This window comes from Nesterenkonia massiliensis (assembly GCF_000455245.1).
Classification (GTDB): domain Bacteria; phylum Actinomycetota; class Actinomycetes; order Actinomycetales; family Micrococcaceae; genus Nesterenkonia; species Nesterenkonia rhizosphaerae.
This window is the reverse complement of record NZ_HG005165.1, coordinates 3,116-24,556: the sequence shown is the minus strand read 5'-3', so window position 1 is coordinate 24,556 and position 21,441 is coordinate 3,116. Positions and strand designations below refer to the sequence as shown.

Here is a 21,441-nt window from a genome sequence, read left to right as displayed (position 1 = left end):
GCCTCCACGATGGTGAGCAGCCAATCCCGAGGCACCACACGCCTTTATGCGCTGGATGTAGCACGTGCCCTGGCAGTGTTCGGCATGATCATCGTCAATGTGGGGCCCTACACCACAGAAGGCATTGCCTCCTGGATCATCAGAGCACTGAATGGTCGGGCATCGATCCTCTTCGTCGTGTTGGCCGGTATTGGGGTGACGTTCCTGGCCCGTCGTGCCCTGAATAAGGGCATCACGAGACGTTCCACCCTGATGTGGCGTGGGCTGTTGCTGCTGGGACTCGGCCTAGTGCTGCAGCTTCTGAATCATGACGTCAACGTCATTCTCCCTACCTATGCGGCACTGTTCTTCCTTGCGGCATTCGTGGTACGGATGCCCATGAGGTGGCTTTTCTGGACAGCCATGGCCTCCACATTCCTGGGGCCGGTGGTGTGGATCCTGGTGCGCCAGCTGACCGACTTCCATATCGATCCGGCTGAACTGGGGGATACTCCCTGGGCCATCGCCGCGGCCATCCTGGTCTCCGGGCCCTATCCGCTCGTCGTCTGGATCGCACCCTTCTTCTTGGGAGTATGGCTGGGCCGGCAGCCCCTGGGCAACCCCCGCATCCAGCGCCGGCTGCTCGGTGGTGGGGCAGCGGCCGGAGCCGGTGCCTGGCTGCTGTCACGGGTGCTGGTGAGGGTCTTCGGACATCCGGATCAGACCCAGGTGGGCTGGGACCGAATGGTGTCGGCATTCGGCCATTCGCAGATGCCGCTGTGGCTGATCAGTGCCTCAGGCACCGCGGCCTTCACCATTGGTCTGCTGCTGATAGTGGTGCCCCGGATGGGCCGTGGCATTAAGGCCCTGGTGGCGGTGGGCCAGATGCCGCTGACCGCCTACACCGCACACTTGATCATCATCGCATTCATCGTCCGGCCCGCCCCGGACACCCCGGCGCAGGGGTTGTTGATCAGTGTGGCGATGATGGGAGGGCTTGTGCTGTTCGCCACAGTGTGGATCGCGAATCTGCGGTATGGTCCGCTGGAAATGCTGCTGCGCAAGCCGCCGTCGTTCCTCCAGGTGTCCTACCGTCCTCCGGAACGACACCGCCGACGCAGGTACGAGCGCCCTCACCCGCGCCGCCCACGACGCTCCACCACTGAACTGCCGCCGGCCACTGCCCTGCAAAAGGATCCGGCGCAGGGAACTGAGCCGGCCGCAGAACCGTTCTGAGCTGTGATCCCGGCTGTGATCCCGAGATGACGCAGATTCTGAAGTGACCCGATCCCGACGTGACCCGTAGAGAAAGTGACACTATGCGACACCACGGAAGCCCCCTAGCGGCCCCCTTGGCCCTGACCGCCGCGGCCGCGCTGGCGCTCACCTCCTGCGGGGTGCTCGATGAGTTCAGCAACGAGGACTCGGGGCCCCCAGTGGGGGAGGAGACACCCCCACCGCCGTCGACCTCACCTGAGCCCCCTGACCAGCGCCCCGAATCCGGTGAGCAGCTGCTGCAGCAGCAGGGCGTCAGTGCGGGGCATCCGCTGGCAGCGGAGGTAGGAGAGCGCATACTGGCCGACGGCGGCAATGCGGTGGATGCTGCGATCGCCACAGCTTTCGCAGTCTCGGTAGTGGAACCCTATGCCTCAGGTATCGGAGGGGGAGGCTCGGTGATCATCGCCGGGCCCGAAGGCGAGCCGATCTTCCACGACTACCGCGAAGTGGTCAATAACGACGGCGAGATTCCCGACTCCGGCAGCGGCGTGCCCGGATTTGTGGCCGGTATGGGTCAGCTCCATGAAGAGTATGGGTCTATGGAGTGGTCGGATCTGCTGGCACCGGCCCAGGAGCTGGCCGCTGAGGGCTTCGAACTCAGCCCATTCCTCGCGCTGCGGATGTCCCAGCCCGACGGCGAGGCGGCCATCGCGGATCTGGAGAATTATGCCCCCGGGGGAGAACCGCTCAGTGCCGGTGAACAGCTGGTGCAGCCGGAGCTGGCCCAGACCCTGCAGCGTCTGAGCGAGGCGGGATGGCAGGACTTCTACACCGGAGAGCTCGCTGAGTCCCTGGCCGAGGAGGTCGAGGGGGTGGACACAGAATCACTGGCTGACTATGAGGTGGTCCTGGATAAGCCGGTTGCCGGCAGTTTCGGCGAGTATCAGATCCTCGCGCCAGCTCCATCGCTGCCGGGACCGGCCATGGTGCAGATGCTGCAGATCGCTGAGGCACACGGCATTGCGGAAACCGAACCCGGAACGGCCGAGTACATCGATCTGCTCTCGGATGCGTGGCTGGTGGCCGAGGAGACCGTCTACAGCGAGATCGGCGATCCGGCGTTTGTTGATGTGCCGGTGGAGCGGCTCACTGATGCCGATGCCAATGCCCAGATCGATCTGTCCCCGCAGGCAGCCGCAGACAGCGCTGAGCCTCAGGCAGGGTCAGCCGAAGAGGGTCAGGGCGTTCCGGACAGTCAGCGCGGTGCCAACACAACCCATATCAGCGTGGTGGATGAGACTGGGCTGAGTGTCTCAATGACCAATACGATCATGTACTTCTGGGGTTCGGGACAAATGGTGGACGGTTACTTCGTCAATAACCACCTCTCCCGGTTCGACGCCATTCCTTCAGGAGCCAATCAACCCGCCCCGGGACGGCGTACCGTCACCTGGTCGCATCCGGCGATGGTCCTGGATGATCAGGACAGGCCTGTGCTGATCATCGGCAGCCCAGGAGGGCACCAGATCCTCAATATCCTCGGCAGCGTTCTCACCCAGTGGGGATTGCACGGACGCAGCCTGGAGGACGCAGTGGCCCTGCCCAGATTCCGGGCGGATCAGGAGTCCATATACCTGGAAGAAGGCATTGACGATGCAGTAGCCGAAGCGCTCGAGGATGCCGGATGGGCCACAGAAATATGGCCAGATGCCTCCTCCAGTTTCGGTTCGGTCCAACCCTTGGAGATCAACTATGAAGAAGGCACGGTGACTAGCGTGGATGACTCGCGCCGCGAGGGGGCCCACCGGATCATAGACTGATACCTATGCGCCAGATCCCCAATATCCTCTCTATCGCCGGCACCGACCCCACAGGTGGCGCTGGCATCCAGGCCGACCTGAAGAGCTTTGCCGCATTTCAGGGCTACGGCATGTGTGTGGTCACTGCTCTGGTGGCGCAGAACACTCAAGGGGTGCGGGAGATTCACGTGCCGCCGGTTGACTTTCTGCGCGCGCAGTTGGATGCCGTCAGTGACGACGTCGCGGTAGATGCAGTGAAGATCGGGATGCTGGGCACTGTGCCGATAATCAACACAGTCGCTCAGTGGTGGGACTCAACCTACCCGCAGGGTCAGCGCCCGGCCCTGGTTGTTGACCCGGTGATGGTGGCCACCAGCGGAGATCGGCTGCTGGATGCTGAAGCCGAGGGCGCCCTCATCGACTTCCTGCACCGGGCTGATCTGATCACCCCCAACGTTCCGGAGTTGGCACTGCTGGCCGGTGCAGAACCCGCCGCTGAGGAGCCGGATCTGCTGGATCAGGCTCAGCGGGTGGCCGATGCCCACGACGTCGTCGTCCTTTCTAAGGGAGGGCACCTCACGGGCGCTGAAGTCACCGATACCCTGGTGTTCCCCAAGCGAGACGGCCAGCGGCCAGAACCCGTCAGCGCGGTGAGCCCGCGAGTGGACACCAAGAACACCCATGGCACCGGCTGCTCAGTCTCGGCGGCGTTTGCCACGCTGGCCGCAGGTGGATACAGCTGGGCTGAGAGCCTGCCGCTGGTCAAAGAATGGATGACTGCCGCATTGGGCGCCGCAGATGAGCTTGAAGTGGGCCTGGGTCATGGCCCCATCCAGCACTTCGCACAGCTGTGGTGACCCTGCCGTTCTAGTTCAGCGGATCCCCGCCTGCGCGGTCTACGATCTGGTCCCAGTTCCATGCCGGGTCGTCGCCGGCTCGCTGGAACCACTGGGCAGGATCGGGCCTATCTGAGGGAGTTGGTCCGGTGGCGCCTTCACCGGCGCTGGGGGCCTGACGGCGCAGGGCGGTGACCTTATCGCGGATATCAGCCATCTGGGCATCCAAGGCAGTGGCCTTTGACGCGGCGTCGCGCAGCTCGTCCAAGATGTGGCCGGGCACTTCGCCGTCGTAGGTGTAGTAGATCTTGTGCTCCAGCGAGGCCCAGAAGTCCATGGCCACAGTCCTGATCTGGACTTCCACGTAGACGAACTCGGTGCGATTGGAGAGAAACACCGGAACCTGCAGAATCACATGCAGGCTCTGGTAGCCGTTGGGCTTGGGCGTACGAATATAGTCCTTGACCTCCACCACGCGCAGATCCGGCTGCGAGCACAGCATCTCCGCCACCCAGTAGGCGTCGGAGACGAAGCTGCAGGTAATGCGGATCCCGGCGATGTCGCGGATGGCGTGCCGGATGGACTCCAGGGTGGGCTCGCAGCCATAGCGCTGTACCTTGTCCAGAATTCGGTCAAGGGACTTCAGCCGGTAGTTCACGTGCTCGATGGGGGAGTAGTCCCGGGTGTGTTCGAACTCTTCGCGCAGGACATTGATCTTGGTCAGCACTTCATCCATGCCGAACTTATAGTGCAGCTGGAACTCGGTGAGCTGGCGGCGAATATCGATCATCCGATTGACCGAGTCAGTGGAACCGTTCTCATCGGCTTTGCTGTGAAGCTGATTCAGCAGCTGACGGTAGAGGTCGGCGTCGCCCTTCTCCGCTAGTTTGGCCCCCAGCTCAGTGCTGGCCATCTCCTTCTCGGGGATATGCTTGGCGATCTCCTGTGCCGGATGATGCCGGCCCGGGATTCCCTGTGTAGGGATCTCATCGGTGGGGGTCAGGCCAGAGGACATCGGGGCCTCTCCTCGGTGGTGTCTGTTCGGTGTTGCTTCAGATACGTGGTGCATCTCATCGATCGTGCTGTACTGATGATGCTACGACGGCGCGGTCGCTCTGGCCGAGCGTGACCGGCGCAACATCCTCAATCATCGACCCTAAATGCGCTGGCTGTGAAGACCCTTGAGACATCGTCGGGTCAATAGCTTAGGCTGGGATGACCACGCATAAGAGGAGGTCGCAGCCCTAGTGAAGCCTCAGCCGATGAGCCTTTCTTCGCGCAATGAAGCGGTGGCCCGGATGGCCGCCACCACGCGCGAGGATCCGTTGGACGTTCTGGTGATCGGTGGTGGCGTGGTCGGCTCGGCCGCGGCATTCGACGCCGCCACTCGGGGCCTGAATACCGGCCTGGTGGAAGCCCGGGACATTGGTGAGGGCACCTCTTCACGGTCTTCGAAACTCATCCACGGCGGGCTGCGCTACCTGCAGATGCTGGACTTCAAACTGGTGGCCGAGGCGCTGCGCGAGCGGGACTTGCTGCTGCGCCGACTCGCCCCGCATCTGGTGCGGCCGCTTCCTTTTATCTTTCCCTTCGAACGTCATGTGGTGGAGCGCGCATTCATCGGTTCTGGTGTTTCGCTCTATGACGCACTGGCCTCGGGGTCCTCGCTGCTGCGTGGGGCGCGCTCCCGCGCTGTGCCATTCCACAGACATCTGGGCAATAAGGGCCTGGCTGAACGGTTTGCCGGATTGGACCAGCAGAAATACCGCGGTGGGCTGGAGTACTACGATGCCCAAGTTGATGACGCCCGGCTGGTGCTGACCCTGGCCCGCTCGGCTCACAGTCTGGGCGCGGCGGTGGCCACCCGCACCGAGGTCACCGAGTATCTGCGGGAGGATCCGCAGCATCCGGAGCGGATCACCGGCGTCGTCGTCGTGGACCATCTCACTGATCGGCTGCACCGCATTCACGCACGGCAGATCATCCTTGCCGCCGGTGTCTGGACCGGAGAAGCCCAGCAGATGGCGTTGAAGGACACACCTTCCGGCAGGACAGACAGTGCGGGGCTGAAGGTGCTTGCCTCCAAGGGGATCCACATCACGGTGCCCAAGGACCGGATTGTCGCATCCGGGACAGTGGGCATCATCAGCCAGACCGACAAATCGGTGCTGTTCATCATTCCCATGCGCGATGTCTGGGCAGTAGGCACCACCGATACCTCCTGGCACCAGGCAGTGGATGCTCCGGCTGCCACCGCTGCAGATATCGACTATGTCTTAGAACACGCCAATGCGGTGCTGGGAGGGGACCTCACCCGCGATGACGTGCTGGCCACCTGGGCCGGACTGCGGCCGCTGCTGCAGCCGGTGAAGACCAACGACGACGCCTCCGCCAAAGTCTCCCGCGAACATACGGTGATGCATTTGGCCCCCGGTCTGACCGGTGTGGCCGGAGGGAAACTGACCACCTATCGGGTGATGGCCGCGGATGCGGTGGACTTCGCCATTGCCGATGAGTATCGGAACCGCGATTCGCTGACCGAGACTATGCCGCTGACCGGGGCAGTGGGCTTCGGGGAGTGGAGTGAACGCGCAGAGCAGATCGCTGAAGACTACGGCTGGGATGCGGAGCGCGTGGACCGGCTGCTGGGACGCTACGGCAGTCTGATCCGCGAAGTGCTGGAGCTTATCGATGAGGATGCCTCTCTAGGGCGGCCGTTGGAGGCCGCACCGGGGTATCTGCGTGCTGAGATCGCCTACGCCTGCACCAGCGAAGGTGCCCTGCACCTGGATGACCTGCTCTCCCGGCGCACCCGGATGATCTATGAGACCCGCCACCGTGGGGTTGATGCCGCCGCTGAGGTCGCAGCGATCGCCGCGCCGCTGCTGGGCTGGAATGCGGAGCAGGAGCAGGCGGAAGTCGACTCCTACCGGGCCTATATCAAGGCCCAGAGAGCAGCCGAGCAGACCACCTCAGATACAGAAGCAGCAGAACTGATCGCAGCTAACTATCCGGTCCCGGGCCAGTAGGTGGAGCCCACGCCCTTAGAAGACGCCTCAGTTGAAGAGTCCGCAGCAGAAGCCGGCGTGCCAGGAGAATGATGAGCGAATACGTACTGTCCATTGACCAGGGCACCACCTCCACCCGCGCCGTTGTCTTTGATCACAGCGGGGCGGTGCCGGTTCCAGTCAGAAGGAACACCAGCAGCGCTTCCCGCAGGCCGGGTGGGTGGAGCATGACGCCGCTGAGATCTGGCGCAATACCCGTGAGGTGATCGGGCGGGCGTTGGCCGATGCGGATATCAGCCGCAACCAGCTGGCCGCAGTGGGGCTGACCAATCAGCGTGAGACCACAGTGGTCTGGGATCGCCATACCGGGCAGCCCATCTACAACGCCATCGTCTGGCAGGACACCCGCACCCAGAGCATCTGCGATGAACTGGCTCAAGACGGCGGTTCGGACAGATTCAAAGCCGAGACTGGTCTGCCTCTGGCCACCTATTTCGCCGGTCCGAAGATCCGCTGGATTCTGGACCATGTGGACGGTGCGCGCCAGCGGGCCGAGAACGGCGAGCTGGCGTTCGGCACCATGGACACCTGGCTGCTGTGGAACCTCACCGGAGGACGCAGCGGGGGAGTGCACATCACCGATGTCACCAATGCCTCCCGCACGCTGCTGATGAATATTGACACCCTGGACTGGAATGAGCAGATCTGTCAGCAGATCGGTGTCCCCACCGCGATGCTGCCGGAGATCCGCTCCTCCTCAGAGGTCTATGCCGAAGGCCATGACCGCAGCCTGGTGCTGGGAGTGCCCATCGCCGGGATGCTGGGCGACCAGCATGCGGCCACGGTAGGACAGGCCTGCTTTGAGCCCGGACAGGGCAAGAACACCTATGGCACCGGGAATTTCATGTTGATGAACACTGGTGAGGAGCCGGTGCATAACGACGCCGGTCTGCTGACCACGGTGGCCTACCAGTTCGGGGATCAGAAGCCGGTTTATGCCCTGGAGGGCTCCATCGCCGTGACGGGTTCCCTGATCCAGTGGCTGCGGGACAACCTGGGCATCATCTCCGAGGCGGCTGAGTCAGAGACCCGCGCTCAGCAGGTGGAGGATTCCGGCGGTTGCTTCGTGGTGCCGGCCTTCTCCGGTCTCTTCGCCCCGTACTGGCGCTCTGATGCCCGCGGGGTGATCGTGGGGCTCACCCGCTACGTCAACGCCGACCACATCTGCCGGGCGGCCCTTGAAGCAGTAGGGTTCCAGTCTGCTGAGGTGGTGGAGGCCATGAACGCCTCGGCTCCGGAGGACCTCACTGAGTTGAAGGTCGACGGCGGCATGGTCGTCAATGACACGCTGATGCAGTTCCAGGCTGACATCCTCGGGGTCGACGTCGTGCGTCCTGAGGTCATCGAGACCACCGCTCTGGGTGCTGCCTATGCGGCTGGACTGGCAGTGGGCTTCTGGGAATCGACCCAGGATGTGAAGACCAACTGGCGGGAGGGCGCCCGTTGGTCTCCGCGGATGAGTGCTCAGGAGCGGCAGCAGCGGCTGGATCAGTGGAAGAAAGCCGTCACGCGGTCCTTCGACTGGGTCGAGAGCTAGGCCCGGAGGTAGGCCTCCACAGACCGATCAGCTGGCGCGGATGCGTGCGACTGCGGCAGCGGCCTCTGCGGCAAGTTCGCGGATGTCGCTGAACTGACCGGCCCGAATCTTGTCTTGCGGGACCATCCACGACCCGCCGGCGGCGCGTACTGCCGGAATGCTGAGGTAATCCTCAAGGTTGGTCAGGTTGACACCGCCGGTCGGCACAAAGGAGACACCGCCGAATGGCGCAGACAGCGCCTTGATGGCCGCCGGACCGCCTGAGGTTCCAGCAGGGAAGAACTTCACCGTCTCCACGCCCAGTTCCAGGGCCGCCTGAATTTCAGTGGCGGTCACCGCACCGGGCAGCACCGCTAAACCATGCTCCTGAGCGCGCTGGATCACGGCTTGGGAGGTGCCGGGGGAGACGATATAGCTGGCACCGGCTGCGGCGGCTTGGTCGACCTGCTCAACGGTGATGACCGTTCCGGCGCCCAGCAGGATGTCAGTGCCAGCGTGAGCCACGGCCGCGATGGCCTCGGCGGCAGCGGGGGTGCGAAAAGTGATTTCGGCTGCCGGGAGGCCGCCGTCGCACAGTGCTGAGGCGAGGTCCCGCGCCTGGGCAGCGCTGTCTACAGAGATCACCGGGATGACTCCGACCACCGAGAGCTGATCGAGAATACCGCCGCTGGCGTGGGTGGACATCCTTGGCCTCCTGTGCTCCAGTTCACTTTTTAACTGAAATGATCATACCATTGGAGAAGTTTCTCACCGCAGACCCAAGGAAGCGACTGCATGATTATTCTCGCCCTCGAAGCGAGCACGACGTCGGCCAAGTCCATGCTCTTCGATACCGCCACCCAAGAGGTGGAGGTCGCCACTCGCCGTTTTGATATCCCCGGAGAGGATTCCTCCGTCCGTGAAGCCGAGAGCATCTTCACCCAGCTGATGAGCCTGGGGCGGGAAGCCGCAGCCGGGCGCCAGGTGGAGATGCTCACGCTGTCCGGAACCTGGCACGGGATGACCCTGAGAAGTTCTCAGCAGGGCGAGTCCAGTCTCGGTGAGATCTCGCCGGTGCAGGAGTGGCCCTATACCGGCGCGCAGGATCTCTGCTCCGCACTGCGCGAGGACGCCGACTTCACCGCCTGGTTCTACCGGCGCACCGGGTGCATGGTCAACGCCATCTACCCGGCGTTCAAGCTCATGCTGCTGAAGGAACGCGGAATCAGTATCTCTGGTGGGCTGGTGCTGGATCAGAACAGTTACAACTTTGCGCGATTGACCGGACAGCGGTGGACCAGTATTTCCCAAGCCTCGGGAACGGGTCTGCTCAACGCCGAAACCTGTGACTGGGACAGCGAAGTGCTGGCGCGCCTGCAACTGGAGGATGTGGTACTGCCAGAGCTGAAGTCCGAGGACACTACTGCTCCACTGACTGCTGAGGCAGCAGCACTGCTGGGACTGACCCCCGGAATCCCGGTGCTGGTTCCCGGACCCGACGGTGGGATGAACCAGGTCGGCAATGCCGCCACTGATGAAGGGGACATGACCTTCTCCATGGGGACGTCCGGGGCATTGCGCTTTGCGGTCTCGGCCCCGTCGTTCTCCCCGCGGATGAGCACCTGGTCCTACCGATCTCCGGTGGGATGGCTCTCCGGCGCGGCAGCTTCGGGGTGCACCAACTGCGTGGACTGGGCCAAAGACCGGCTTTTTGAACCCGGTACCACCTACGCCGATCTTGAACCTCAGCTCACCGCAGGGCCTGTAGACCTTCCGCTGTTCATGCCCTTCCTCTTCGGTGAACGGTGTCCCGGCTGGCAGGACCAGCGCCGCGGCGGTTTCCTGGAGCTGCACCCGGCTCATACCCGTGCGCAGATGTACCAGTCGGTGCTGCATGGGGTCACGTTCTCGCTGTACCACTGCTACCGCGAACTCACGGCGCTCAACGGCACCCCGCGGCGGATCATCCTCTCCGGGGGAGTGCTGTCCTCTCCGTTCTGGACCCAGTTGACTGCCGATGTATTCGGCGCGGAGATGGAGCTCTCAGCCCTGCAGCACAGCTCGGTGGTCGGTGCTGTCCGCATGGGGCTGCGTGCCGCTGGAATCGCTGACGATCAGCCGGCCTTCCGTGAGGAGAACCGGCGCATCGTCAGCCCCCGGCCAGAGCTGGCGGACTACTATGCGGCTGAATTTGACCGCTACCTCGAGGGCTATACCCGTACCAATCCCGAATCATCAACCCTGATGGAGTGAGCAGTGAAGATCCTCATCACCCCGACCTCGTTGTCACAGAACCTCGGCATTGCCGCACTGGATCCGCTGCGCGAGCGCGGGGTAGAGCTGGTCACCAACCCCTACGGTCGGCCCATGAGCCCCGATGAGCTGATCCCTGCGCTCAGAGACGTCGACGGCGTCATCGCGGGACTGGACACCTTCAGTGCAGAGGTCTTCGCGGCTGCGCCTCAGCTTGCCGTCGTCGCCCGTTACGGCGTGGGCTACGACCGGATCGATCTTCAGGCAGCACGGTCAGCTGGTGTGCGCGTGACAAACACCCCGGGTGCCAATGGCCACTCCGTGGCGGAACTGGCCGTGGGTCTGATGTTCGCCGTCGCACGTCAGATCCCGCAGACCTCAACCGCGGTGGCAGCTGGTGAATGGCCGCGCTTCCAAGGAATCGAACTGGCTGGGCGACGCCTCGGAGTCCTGGGCCTGGGCGCCATCGGGGCTGCCACCGCGCGAATGGCGCAGGGCATAGGCATGGAAGTCCTCGGGTTTGATCCCGGTCTCAGCGCAGAGCAGATGGGCCAGCTGGGTGTCACTGCTGCGGAACTGGAAGAGATCTTCGCCCACAGCGACGTCCTGAGCCTGCATATCCCGCTCAACGAGCACACCCGGCATATCGTCTCTGCCGAGCGCATCAACGCTATGCCGCAGGGTGCGATCATCATCAACACGGCTCGCGGCGGCCTCATCGACGAACAGGCGGCGGCCCAGGCGCTGGATGCCGGGCATCTTCATGGCATCGGGCTGGATGCCTACGAGACCGAACCGCCTACCGACTCCCTGCTGGTCGGACACCCGCGGGTGGTCGCCACGCCGCATTCCGGAGCGCACAGTGAGGAATCGGTGCAGCGTACGGCCGCCGCGGCGGTGAAGAACCTCTTAACGGTTCTGGATGGAGGCCAGCCGCTCAACCCGGTGGACTAAGCCCTGGTCAGGGCCAGGCTCAGCCGATAGTGCGGACCTCACCGAGGATTGACTCGACATAGGCCCGCACATAGGACTCTGCGCCGTCGGCGTCTCCACGGACTATGGCCGCGGCGGCTTCCACGTGGTTGTGCAGCGAGGCGTGCACCGGCTCTGCTGGAGTGAGGCCTGCCCGATGGCGGCCACCGATGACCTGGGCAATCGGTTCCTTGATGGCGCTCAGCATGAGGTTTCCGCAGGCCTCGAGCAGACAATTGTGAAAGGCGATATCGGCGGCAAGGTACTCCTCGGTGTCACCGCGACCTGAGTCCCCAAGTTCCTTCAGCACCGCGGCCAGCCGACCGATCTCTGCCCGGGCGTCCTCGGAGGCTCGGATGGCAGTGAGCCGGGCTGCAGCTGGTTCAACAGCCAGGCGCAGCTCGGTCAGCGCCACAAGCTGCTGGGCACGGGCGGGAGACTCCAGCCGCCAGCGGATCAGCACCGGGTCCAGTACATGCCAGCGGTGCATGGGCGTCACGGTCACCCCCACGCGCCGTTTGGATGCCACCATGGTTTTGGATTCCAGGACCCGCACCGACTCCCGGATGACAGTGCGGGAGACTCCGTACTCCTGCTCGAGTCCGGCCAGCGTCAGTACAGTGCCGGGCGGAAGTTCGCCGCCTGCTATTCGGCGGCCGAGGTCGTCGAGTACGGAAGTGTGAGAAGCCTGGGACATGGGATTAAGACTAGGTGATCGGCGCGTGCAGTGCGTCACAGATATGACCAGTTGTTGCTAAAGGTGTGATGTTTGTGGCAGGCTCGACCGCGATCACTTTCCTGTGATACGCGACACAGCAACTGCGAATCGCACGAGTTCCTGTTACATCAATGGAGATTGTCATGGACGAATGGACCCAGACTCTGGGCACCGGGCCACTTCTGGCCATAGCTGCGGGAGCGATCGCTCTCATTCTCATTCTGATCATCAAGTTCAAGGTGCATGCCTTCATCACCCTGATCATCGTCTCGGCGCTGACTGCCATTGTGGCCGGCGTGCCGATGAACGCCATCAGCGATGTGCTCACTGACGGCTTCGGCAGCACACTAGCTGGTGTGGCCCTGCTGGTGGCTCTGGGTGCCATGCTGGGCCGGCTCATTGAGCACTCCGGTGGTGCGAAGGCCCTGGCGGACAAGATGCTCAGCGTCTTCGGGGAGAAACGCGCTCCACTGGCGCTTGGTATCGCATCCCTACTTTTGGGCTTCCCGATGTTCTTCGACGCCGGCCTGGTCATGATGCTGCCCATCGTGTTTGCCGTGGCGCGCCGCATTTCGGATAAGTCGGTGCTGCTCTTCGGCATCCCCACCGCAGCGGCATTCTCAGTGATGCACGTGTTCCTGCCCCCGCACCCGGGCCCGGTCACCGCCAGTGAGTTCTATGAAGCCAGCATCGGCCTGGTGCTGTTGGTCGGTCTGGTGATCGCCTACCCGCTCTGGCACATCGCTGGATACCTGTGGGGCCGTTTCGTGGCCGACCGTGTCATGGTTCCGGTGCCCACGATCTTCGGCGAGCGCGACGACGACCAGCCGGCCAACCCGCCGTCGGTAGGCACCGTTGTGGCACTGCTGCTGACTCCTATGACCCTCATTCTCTTCAATACCGGACTGAACACGCTGTCCTCAGCCGGAGTGGTTGACGGCGACCAGCTGTGGGTCCAGAGCCTGATGTTCATCGGCACCAGCGGCATCGCACTGCTGATCACCGTTGTGGTGGCCACCCTGGTGCTGGGCTACCGCCGCGGCGAAAACGGCACCGCATTGGAGAAGCTGCTGGATTCGGCACTGGGCCCGGTGGCCTCGGTCATCCTGATCACCGGCGCTGGTGGCATGTTCGGTGGGGTGCTGCGGGCCTCCGGCATCGGTGAGGCCATTGCTGACACCCTCTCCGGCACCGGCATGCCGGTCATCCTGGCCGCATACCTGATCGCCGTGGCGATCCGCCTGGCCCAGGGCTCTGCCACAGTCGCGCTGGTGACCGCCGCAGGCCTGGCATCCCCGGCTGTGATTGCCGGAGACTTCAATGAACTTCAGGTGGCCTGTATTGTGCTGGCCACCGCAGCGGGCTCGGTCTTCGCCGGGCATGTCAATGACTCTGGATTCTGGCTGGTGGGCCGACTCATGGGTATGGACGTCAAGACCACCCTGAAGACCTGGACCGTGCAGCAGGCCCTCCAGTCGGTTGTCGGCTTTGCTCTGGTATCCATCATCTACCTGGGAGTTTCAGCACTGTGAGCGCACAGGCACCATCTGGCTCTGCTCGGCTCTTTGATGTGACAGGCAAGCTCGCCCTGGTCACCGGGTCTTCCCGGGGGCTTGGGCGGGCCCTGGCCTGTGCCCTGGCCGATGCCGGGGCGCAGGTCATCCTGCACGGCCGCGATGCGGCTGCCCTGGAGGAGACCTCGCGGCTGATCCAGGAACGCACTGGAAGCCCTGCAGTCAGCGTACGCTTCGACGTCACTGACAAGGCAGCCGTCCAGGACGCCGTCGAGACGCTCCTGACTCAGCACGCGGTGCCGGACATCCTGGTCAACAACGCAGGCCTGCAGCGACGAGCTCCGATCCATGAATTCGACCCGGAGGACTGGGATGCGCTGGTGGCAGCCAACCTGACCAGTGCCTTCTACGTCACCCGGTTCATCGCGCCGGCCATGGTGGAGCGCGGGTCGGGGAAGATCATCAATATCGCCTCGGTTCAGTCGCATCTGGCGCGGCAGACCATTGCTCCCTATTCAGCAACTAAGGGCGGCATCGCCCAGCTGACCAAGGGTATGGCTGCGGATCTGGCCCGCTTCAACATTCAGGTCAACGCCATTTCTCCAGGGTACTTCGCCACCGAGATGAACAAGGCGCTGGTTGAGGATGGAGCCTTTGACTCCTGGCTGCGCGCCCGCACTCCGGCTGGCCGCTGGGGCAGCTTCGAGGAACTCACCGGAGCGCTGCTGTTCCTCTCCTCAGAGGCATCCAGTTTCGTATCGGGTCAGAACATCTTCGTCGACGGCGGCATGACCGCAGTCGTGTAGTACCAAGATTCAGTCAAGGAGAACAATGCGTGCCCTCTTCATCGAGTCCGCTCAGCAGGCCGTGCTGAAGGATATTGATCCGCCGCGTCCTGAGGCAGGAGAAGTGCTGATCGACGTCGACTACGTCGGCATCTGCGGCTCGGACCTCCACTATTACTATGAAGGCGCCAACGGGGAGTTCGTGGTCCGTGAACCTCTGGTTCCCGGGCATGAGCTCAGCGGTCGTGTAGCGCTGGATCCCTCGGGGGTCTTCAGTCCTGGCCAGCCGGTGACAGTGCATCCGGCACGGTTTGGAACCGAGCAGGCTGACTACCGTGAGTTCCCGCATCTGTGGCCAGGTGGCTCTTACCTGGGCAGCGCCTCCACGTGGCCGCACACCCAAGGCGCTGCTGCTGACCAGCTGGTGGTAGACCAGCGGATGGTCATTCCACTGCCGGAGGGACTTCCCGTGCGCAGAGCGGCGTTGGCCGAGCCACTGGCGGTGGCCATGCACGGGGTTGCCCGGGCCGGGAACCTGCAGGGTCAGCGAGTCCTGGTCTCCGGTGCAGGTCCTATCGGCCTGCTGACCTTGGTGGCGGCACGGGCCGCCGGAGCGGCCACGGTGGATATCAGCGACGTGCTGGAGGGACCCTTGGAGAGAGCGCGGCAGCTGGGCGCTGATGAGGTCATCAATGTGGCCGAGTCCCAGCTGAAGGTCAGCGCCTATGACGTGGTCCTTGAATGCTCTGGAGCACCGGTCGCCATCTCGGCGGCACTGGCTGCGGCACGACCGGCTGGAACTGTGGTGCAGGTGGGCATGGTGCCCAATGAGCCCCGACCGGTGAATCTCGCCCCCTATATTGCGAAGGAGCTGAGACTCCTGGGCACCTTCCGCTTCAAGGATGAGATTACCGCGGCGATTAAGCTGCTGGCTGCCGATCCTGGGATCGAAAGTGTGATCACCCATGAGTTCAGTCTTGAGGAGGCTGAAGCGGCCTTTGCTGCCGCCCGGGATTCCCAGGTCAGCGGGAAGGTCGTGCTGAAGCTCTGAACGCCCGGTAGTTGAAGCTCCAGAAAGTGGATCTGCGCTCACGACACGCCGACGGCGTGGTGGGCGCAGATCTTTTTTCCGGTGGAGTTTGACCCTGCCCGGCTGTGGAGAATCACCCGTGAAAGTGAGGCCATCCGCGTCATTCCGCCCCGGGCGGCCTCCACAGGGGCTGTGCATAGCCGGTGGAGAAACTACACAGGTGTGAGTACAGCATCTAGTGGTTGATGACTTCACCAAACCCAAGATGTAGTATTGAACCACCGCCGCAAGACAGGCGTTATAGCCGTCTGATGGACGCATCAAAACCACGATCACCAAGGGGAGCAGTATGAGCGTCACCGTTTACACCAAGCCAGCCTGTGTGCAGTGCAATGCCACCTACCGTGCTCTGGACAAGAACGGCGTGACCTATAAGACCGTGGACATCTCCCAGGATGCCGAGGCCCTGGAGCGTGTGCGCGCACTGGGCTACATGCAGGCTCCCGTGGTGATCACCGAGAACGATCACTGGTCCGGTTTCCGCCCTGACAAGATCTCCGAGCTGGCTGCAGCTGAAGAGGCTGCAGCAGTCGCCTGATTGCCGGATGAGAAGCCCGTGCGGACCGCTGCACAGCTGATCTACTTCTCGTCGGTGTCGAATAATACGCACCGATTCGTAGAGAAGCTGCGGCTGCCCCAAGGGCAGGCCGCCAGACTTCCGCTTCACACCAGCGACGACACCCTGGAAGCTACCGAGCCCTTCGTCTTGATCCTCCCCACATATGGGGCTAACGGGGGCAAGGGTTCGGTGCCAAAGCAGGTCATCAAATTTCTCAATGTGGAGTCCAACCGGAAGCTGCTGCGCGGCGTCATCGGCGCGGGCAATACAAATTTTCACGAGAGCTACTGCATCGCAGGCGATATTGTCGCCGCTAAATGCGGAGTTCCCCACCTGTACAGGTTTGAACTCATGGGTACCACCGAAGATGTGTCCAGGGTTCACAAGGGATTGGAAGAGTTTTGGAAACAGCAGTCAAGCCTCTCAGCCGCATAGAAGAGCCGCCTCTGGCCAAGGACGTCCCCCCGCAGTGGGAGGGGCTGAGCTATCACGAGCTCAACGCCATGCTGAACCTCTACGGTGCCGATGGCAAGATCCAGTTCGAGGCCGACCAGCTGGCGGCCCGAAAGTACTTCCTGGACCACGTCAACGTCAACACTGTCTTCTTCCATGACCTGGACGAGAAGCTGAAGTACCTGGTTGATAACGACTACTACGAGATCGAGACTCTCGAGCAGTACAGCCGGGAGTTCATCCGCAGCCTCTGGGACCAGGCCTACGGACATAAGTTCCGTTTCCCCACCTTCCTGGGTGCCTTTAAGTTCTATACCTCCTATGCGCTGAAGACCTTCGACGGCAAGCGCTACCTGGAGCGCTTCGAGGACCGCGTCTGCATGGTGGCCCTGCACCTGGCCCGCGGTGATGAGCAGATGGCTACCCGCGTCATGGAGGAAATGATCTCCGGGCGCTTCCAGCCTGCTACTCCTACATTCCTCAACGCCGGTAAGAAGCAGCGAGGCGAGCTCGTCTCCTGCTTCCTGCTGCGCATCGAGGACAACATGGAGTCCATCGCCCGGGGCATCAACTCTGCTCTGCAGCTGTCAAAGCGCGGCGGCGGCGTCGCCCTGTCACTGACCAATATCCGTGAGCATGGCGCGCCCATCAAGCAGATAGAGAACCAGTCCTCCGGTGTGATCCCCGTGATGAAGCTGCTGGAAGACTCCTTCTCCTACGCCAACCAGCTCGGTGCCCGTCAGGGCGCTGGCGCGGTGTACCTTAACGCTCACCACCCGGATATCTACCGGTTCCTGGACACTAAGCGAGAGAACGCGGATGAGAAGATCCGCATCAAGACCCTCTCCCTGGGTGTGGTGATCCCGGATATCACCTTCGAGCTGGCGAAGAAGAATGAGGACATGTACCTCTTCAGCCCGTATGACGTCGAGCGCGTCTACGGTAAGCCGTTCAGTGAGATCTCGGTGACCGAGAAGTACTACGAGATGGTCGACGACGCGCGCATCCGCAAGTCCAAGATCAGCGCTCGCGAGTTCTTCCTGACCCTGGCTGAGATCCAGTTTGAGTCCGGTTACCCGTACATCATGTTCGAGGACACCGTGAACCGCGCCAACCCGATTGCTGGCCGGATCACCATGTCCAACCTGTGCTCCGAGATCCTTCAGGTTTCTGAGCCCAGCCAGTTCAACCCTGACCTGGGTTACGCGCAGGTTGGCAAGGACATCTCCTGCAACCTGGGCTCACTGAATATTGCCAAGACCATGGACTCCCCGGACCTCGGGCAGACCATTGAGACGGCTATCCGCTCGCTGACCGCAGTCTCGGATATGTCCTATATCGAGTCGGTTCCCTCCATTGCTGAGGGCAATAAGCGCAGCCACGCCATCGGCCTGGGGCAGATGAACCTGCACGGCTACCTGGCACGTGAGCATGTGCACTACGGCTCCGAAGAGGGCGTGGACTTCACCAATATCTACTTCTACACGGTGCTGTACCACTGCCTGCGGGCGTCCAATAAGATCGCCCAGGAGACTGGCGAGACCTTTGATGGCTTCGAGAACTCCAGCTACGCCAGCGGCGAGTTCTTCAATAAGTACATCGAGCAGACCTGGGAGCCCAAGACCCAGCGGGTGCGTGAGCTCTTCGCTCATGTGCACATCCCCACTCAGGAAGACTGGCGCCGGCTGAAGGCTGATATCCAGCAGTACGGCATCTACAACCAGAACCTGCAGGCTGTGCCGCCCACCGGCTCGATCTCCTACATCAACAACTCGACCTCTTCGATCCACCCAGTGGCTTCGAAGGTCGAGATCCGCAAGGAAGGCAAGATCGGTCGCGTCTACTACCCGGCGCCGTACCTGACCAATGACAACCTCGAGTACTACGAGGATGCCTACGAGATCGGCTACGAGAAGATCATCGACACCTACGCTGCTGCCACCCAGCACGTGGATCAGGGTCTGTCCCTGACGCTGTTCTTCAAGGACACCGCGACGACGCGCGACATCAACAAGGCGCAGATCTACGCATGGCGTAAGGGCATCAAGACCCTCTACTACATCCGTCTGCGCCAGCTCGCACTGGAAGGCACCGAAGTCGAGGGCTGCGTGTCCTGCATGCTTTAAAGCATGCCGTTCTAACCTGCCTACCGCATTCGCCACGAGAAGAAGGACAACACCGGCGTGACCACATCAGCAGAAGCCCCCACCTCTTCATCCCTGCTCTCACACGTGGAGGCCATCAACTGGAACCGCCTCCAGGATGAGAAGGACGGAGAGGTCTGGAACCGGCTGGTCAACAACTTCTGGCTGCCTGAGAAGGTGCCGGTGTCCAATGACGTCCAGTCCTGGGCCACCCTCACGGAGGAGGAGAAAGTCCTCACCATGCGGGTCTTCACCGGCCTGACCCTGCTGGACACTATCCAGGGCACGGTGGGCGCGGTGGCGCTGATCCCGCATTCGCTGACTCAGCACGAGGAAGCGGTGCTGACCAATATCGCGTTCATGGAGAGCGTGCACGCGAAGTCCTACTCCTCGATCTTCTCCACCCTGTGCTCCACCAAGGAGATCGACGAGGCTTTCCGCTGGTCCAAGGAGAACCCGAATCTGCAGCGCAAGGCGCAGATCGTCATGGATTACTACCATGGCGGCGACGGGCTGAAGAAGCGTGTGGCCTCCACCATCCTGGAGTCCTTCCTCTTCTACTCCGGCTTCTACCTGCCGATGCACTGGTCCTCACGGGCGAAGCTGACCAACACAGCGGACATCATCCGCCTGATCATCCGTGATGAGGCTGTCCACGGTTACTACATCGGATACAAGTACCAGCGCGCCCTGGAGCAGGAGACCCCGGAGCGCCGCGAGGAGCTGAAGGCCTACACCTATGACCTGCTCTTCGAGTTGTACGAGAACGAGATCCAGTACACCGCGGATCTCTACGACGGCGTGGGCCTGACCGAGGATGTGAAGAAGTTCCTGCACTACAACGCCAATAAGGCGCTGATGAATCTCGGCTATGAGGCGATGTTCCCATCGGAGGTCACCAACGTGAACCCCGCGATCCTCTCCGCACTGAGCCCGAACGCGGACGAGAACCACGACTTCTTCTCCGGCTCCGGCTCCAGCTACGTGATCGGCAAGGCCGTCGAAACAGAAGACGATGACTGGGACTTCTGAGACTTTCGAGAGACAGATGTCCTGAGTTGTCGCCGTAGGGCCTGGTAAGGGGCCCGGATCCGCAGGTTTCTGCAGGTCCGGGCCCTTTTTCGTGCCTCCTCCTAACGAACACAGGAGGACGAAGATGCACACCAGCAGCCGTACATGCGGGCACGCCGGGGGGCACGAGCACACCTTCCCGATGGGAAAGGGGATGCCGCGCACGACGACCTGCCCTACCGTTATCGCTTCCACGATCTACGCCATACGGGACTGACTATCTTCGCCCAAGAGGGAGCCACGCTGGCCGAGCTGATGCGCCGCGGGGGTCACTCAGACATCCGAGTCGTCCTGCGCTACCAGCACAGCACCATGGCACGGGACCGGGAGCTGGCTGAGCGAATGAGCAGAACGGCTCAGGCCAAAATCGAGGCCCGAAAGAAGGCAAATAAGGACAGCCAGGGCGGAGATGGACACCTATGAGATGTCAGAGCCACGAAGAAAGGGGGTGACGCGTCATGGCAACACAGGACAAGAAGTCATCAGCCGATCAACAGCTGGTTTCGCTCGCGGAAGCGGCCGAACAGATCGGCGTCTCGGTGAAGACCATTCGACGTCGTATAGCTGACGGCACCGTGCACGGCTACCGCGTAGGTCGACTCGTACGGGTGGACCTACGCGAACTCGAAGAACGCCTGCTGGTAGAAATCCCGTCGATGAAGTGAACCGCACCGCCGGGGGAACGGGTGAAAGTCTCCCGTTTCCCCGGCGGGTGTCCAGGCGAACGCTTGTGGTCTAGATGCTGTGACGCTGCAGCGATATCCTGTTGGTGTCTTCTCGACCCTGGGGCAGGAGGGTGGACGTGGAAATTTTCCACCTCCACAGTGGTCCGCAACTCCGGCCTGTTCATCTTTCCCGGTGGCGGCACCGCCTCATCAGCAGCTACCCATGCCGGGCTCAGTCAGAGCTCCATGGCGTGGGCATCGGCCGCTGACACATCGGACGGACCCCACCAGCCTGCCCGCGGTCTACCTCTTGTGCTCCAGGGGAAACATCCCGGTGTGCTGGTGGAAGAACCTCGCACCATGTCCGCGGGCGATCCACCCCAACCGCGGCATCAGCCCCTCGATTGGCTCGTCCGTCTCGCGCAGCAGTCGGGCCAGTTCCTGGACACGCAACCTGGTGAGGTATCCCAGCGGGCTGGTCCCGTAGCTTTGAGTGCATATCCGATGGAACTGCGGAACCGAGAGGTGGACTTCGACGGCGAGCTCGGCCAGCGCCCCTCGGCGTGCGAGGTCGCTGCACATCAGTTCCGCAGCCTGGCGAGCTTCTTCACGCAACGGACTCCATGAGCTCCCCGCGCATCTTTCGTGGCCTCGCCCAGCGGAACCTCCTAGCCCACGCCCCCAAGGTCCTGCGCCACAGCCAGACCCCCCCCACGCGACCGGAATAATCCGGCTCATCGCAGATAAGAGTGTAGGTAGGGTCTGAATCCTCCGGTGTCGAGCAGGGATCTGGTCACGTAG

19 protein-coding genes and 1 pseudogene are annotated in these 21,441 nt (G+C 62.5%); 16 read left to right on the top strand and 4 right to left on the bottom strand.

Annotated elements, in window-relative coordinates:
* Positions 1-9: 9 nt before the first annotated feature.
* The 3 genes from TX78_RS00115 (at position 10) to thiD (ending at position 3,853) form a co-directional block, all read left to right on the top strand.
* On the top strand, positions 10-1,215 hold the full coding sequence (locus TX78_RS00115) for a DUF418 domain-containing protein (protein ID WP_049897239.1): 1,206 nt from the start codon (positions 10-12) through the stop codon (positions 1,213-1,215).
* A gap of 83 nt (positions 1,216-1,298) precedes the next feature.
* Entirely contained in the window at positions 1,299-3,017 is a 1,719-nt protein-coding gene (locus tag TX78_RS00110) for a gamma-glutamyltransferase family protein (protein WP_044492634.1), read from the top strand.
* 5 nt (positions 3,018-3,022) lie between these two features.
* Positions 3,023-3,853 carry a bifunctional hydroxymethylpyrimidine kinase/phosphomethylpyrimidine kinase gene (gene thiD, locus TX78_RS00105; RefSeq protein WP_044492629.1) on the top strand — a complete coding sequence of 277 codons (831 nt, stop codon included), beginning with the start codon at positions 3,023-3,025 and terminating at the stop codon, positions 3,851-3,853.
* A gap of 10 nt (positions 3,854-3,863) precedes the next feature.
* Here the strand turns inward: thiD and TX78_RS12895 are convergent, their stop codons facing one another.
* Positions 3,864-4,847, bottom strand: coding sequence for a GTP pyrophosphokinase (locus TX78_RS12895; protein ID WP_069956219.1), 984 nt, complete (start codon positions 4,845-4,847; stop codon positions 3,864-3,866).
* 247 nt (positions 4,848-5,094) lie between these two features.
* Between TX78_RS12895 and TX78_RS00095 the strand changes: the two genes are divergently transcribed.
* The gene (locus TX78_RS00095) at positions 5,095-6,861 is read left to right on the top strand and encodes a glycerol-3-phosphate dehydrogenase/oxidase (protein WP_044492627.1); all 1,767 of its coding nucleotides are present in this window, start codon (positions 5,095-5,097) and stop codon (positions 6,859-6,861) included.
* A 71-nt stretch (positions 6,862-6,932) separates the two neighbouring features.
* A pseudogene (gene glpK, locus TX78_RS00090) lies at positions 6,933-8,437 on the top strand (glycerol kinase GlpK).
* Between the two features lie 27 nt (positions 8,438-8,464).
* Here the strand turns inward: glpK and TX78_RS00085 are convergent.
* On the bottom strand, positions 8,465-9,121 hold the full coding sequence (locus TX78_RS00085; protein WP_044492626.1) for a bifunctional 4-hydroxy-2-oxoglutarate aldolase/2-dehydro-3-deoxy-phosphogluconate aldolase: 657 nt from the start codon (positions 9,119-9,121) through the stop codon (positions 8,465-8,467).
* 90 nt (positions 9,122-9,211) lie between these two features.
* Here TX78_RS00085 and TX78_RS00080 point away from each other — a divergent pair, with 90 nt between their 5' ends.
* Positions 9,212-10,669 carry a gluconokinase gene (locus TX78_RS00080; RefSeq protein WP_044492625.1) on the top strand — a complete coding sequence of 486 codons (1,458 nt, stop codon included), beginning with the start codon at positions 9,212-9,214 and terminating at the stop codon, positions 10,667-10,669.
* Positions 10,670-10,672: 3 nt separating this feature from the next.
* Positions 10,673-11,623, top strand: coding sequence for a phosphoglycerate dehydrogenase (locus TX78_RS00075; protein ID WP_044492623.1), 951 nt, complete (start codon positions 10,673-10,675; stop codon positions 11,621-11,623).
* A 19-nt stretch (positions 11,624-11,642) separates the two neighbouring features.
* On the opposite strand, the gene TX78_RS00070 is transcribed toward TX78_RS00075, so the two are convergent.
* Complete coding sequence (locus TX78_RS00070) at positions 11,643-12,338, bottom strand: FadR/GntR family transcriptional regulator (RefSeq protein ID WP_044492621.1); 696 nt, start codon at positions 12,336-12,338, stop codon at positions 11,643-11,645.
* A 164-nt stretch (positions 12,339-12,502) separates the two neighbouring features.
* Here TX78_RS00070 and TX78_RS00065 point away from each other — a divergent pair, with 164 nt between their 5' ends.
* From TX78_RS00065 to TX78_RS00025, 9 genes are all read left to right on the top strand, one after another.
* Entirely contained in the window at positions 12,503-13,891 is a 1,389-nt protein-coding gene (locus TX78_RS00065; RefSeq protein ID WP_044493398.1) for a GntP family permease, read from the top strand.
* On the top strand, positions 13,888-14,679 hold the full coding sequence (locus tag TX78_RS00060) for a glucose 1-dehydrogenase (RefSeq protein WP_044492619.1): 792 nt from the start codon (positions 13,888-13,890) through the stop codon (positions 14,677-14,679). The genes TX78_RS00065 and TX78_RS00060 overlap by 4 nt, the downstream gene beginning before the upstream one ends.
* A gap of 25 nt (positions 14,680-14,704) precedes the next feature.
* Positions 14,705-15,709: a zinc-binding dehydrogenase gene (locus tag TX78_RS00055; RefSeq protein ID WP_044492617.1), complete on the top strand. Its 1,005-nt coding sequence runs from the start codon at positions 14,705-14,707 to the stop codon at positions 15,707-15,709.
* A gap of 328 nt (positions 15,710-16,037) precedes the next feature.
* The gene (nrdH, locus tag TX78_RS00050) at positions 16,038-16,286 is read left to right on the top strand and encodes a glutaredoxin-like protein NrdH (protein ID WP_044492616.1); all 249 of its coding nucleotides are present in this window, start codon (positions 16,038-16,040) and stop codon (positions 16,284-16,286) included.
* An 18-nt stretch (positions 16,287-16,304) separates the two neighbouring features.
* Entirely contained in the window at positions 16,305-16,742 is a 438-nt protein-coding gene (nrdI, locus tag TX78_RS00045) for a class Ib ribonucleoside-diphosphate reductase assembly flavoprotein NrdI (protein WP_324603304.1), read from the top strand.
* On the top strand, positions 16,709-18,886 hold the full coding sequence (gene nrdE / locus TX78_RS00040) for a class 1b ribonucleoside-diphosphate reductase subunit alpha (RefSeq protein WP_081652445.1): 2,178 nt from the start codon (positions 16,709-16,711) through the stop codon (positions 18,884-18,886). The genes nrdI and nrdE overlap by 34 nt, the downstream gene beginning before the upstream one ends.
* Positions 18,887-18,943: 57 nt before the next feature.
* Positions 18,944-19,936 carry a class 1b ribonucleoside-diphosphate reductase subunit beta gene (gene nrdF / locus TX78_RS00035; RefSeq protein ID WP_233722098.1) on the top strand — a complete coding sequence of 331 codons (993 nt, stop codon included), beginning with the start codon at positions 18,944-18,946 and terminating at the stop codon, positions 19,934-19,936.
* Positions 19,937-20,080: 144 nt separating this feature from the next.
* The gene (locus TX78_RS00030) at positions 20,081-20,398 is read left to right on the top strand and encodes a tyrosine-type recombinase/integrase (protein ID WP_044492612.1); all 318 of its coding nucleotides are present in this window, start codon (positions 20,081-20,083) and stop codon (positions 20,396-20,398) included.
* A 35-nt stretch (positions 20,399-20,433) separates the two neighbouring features.
* Positions 20,434-20,640, top strand: a complete 207-nt coding sequence (locus TX78_RS00025) for a helix-turn-helix domain-containing protein (protein ID WP_044492610.1) — start codon at positions 20,434-20,436, stop codon at positions 20,638-20,640.
* Between the two features lie 303 nt (positions 20,641-20,943).
* Here TX78_RS00025 and TX78_RS13005 read toward each other — a convergent pair whose 3' ends face one another.
* On the bottom strand, positions 20,944-21,255 hold the full coding sequence (locus TX78_RS13005; protein WP_158644273.1) for a helix-turn-helix domain-containing protein: 312 nt from the start codon (positions 21,253-21,255) through the stop codon (positions 20,944-20,946).
* Positions 21,256-21,441: the final 186 nt, after the last annotated feature.

Bases quoted from the DNA above. Each gene is read 5' to 3' on its own strand.
- TX78_RS00065 (WP_044493398.1), top strand. From the start codon at position 12,503: ATGGACGAATGGACCCAGACTCTGGGCACCGGGCCACTTCTGGCCATA.
- TX78_RS00080 (WP_044492625.1), top strand. From the start codon at position 9,212: ATGATTATTCTCGCCCTCGAAGCGAGCACGACGTCGGCCAAGTCCATG.
- TX78_RS00115 (WP_049897239.1), top strand. From the start codon at position 10: ATGGTGAGCAGCCAATCCCGAGGCACCACACGCCTTTATGCGCTGGAT.
- TX78_RS00030 (WP_044492612.1), top strand. From the start codon at position 20,081: ATGCGGGCACGCCGGGGGGCACGAGCACACCTTCCCGATGGGAAAGGG.
- TX78_RS00025 (WP_044492610.1), top strand. From the start codon at position 20,434: ATGGCAACACAGGACAAGAAGTCATCAGCCGATCAACAGCTGGTTTCG.
- TX78_RS12895 (WP_069956219.1), bottom strand. From the start codon at position 4,847: ATGTCCTCTGGCCTGACCCCCACCGATGAGATCCCTACACAGGGAATC.
- thiD (WP_044492629.1), top strand. From the start codon at position 3,023: ATGCGCCAGATCCCCAATATCCTCTCTATCGCCGGCACCGACCCCACA.
- TX78_RS00110 (WP_044492634.1), top strand. From the start codon at position 1,299: ATGCGACACCACGGAAGCCCCCTAGCGGCCCCCTTGGCCCTGACCGCC.
- TX78_RS00055 (WP_044492617.1), top strand. From the start codon at position 14,705: ATGCGTGCCCTCTTCATCGAGTCCGCTCAGCAGGCCGTGCTGAAGGAT.
- nrdH (WP_044492616.1), top strand. From the start codon at position 16,038: ATGAGCGTCACCGTTTACACCAAGCCAGCCTGTGTGCAGTGCAATGCC.
- TX78_RS00070 (WP_044492621.1), bottom strand. From the start codon at position 12,338: ATGTCCCAGGCTTCTCACACTTCCGTACTCGACGACCTCGGCCGCCGA.
- TX78_RS00095 (WP_044492627.1), top strand. From the start codon at position 5,095: ATGAGCCTTTCTTCGCGCAATGAAGCGGTGGCCCGGATGGCCGCCACC.
- TX78_RS00085 (WP_044492626.1), bottom strand. From the start codon at position 9,121: ATGTCCACCCACGCCAGCGGCGGTATTCTCGATCAGCTCTCGGTGGTC.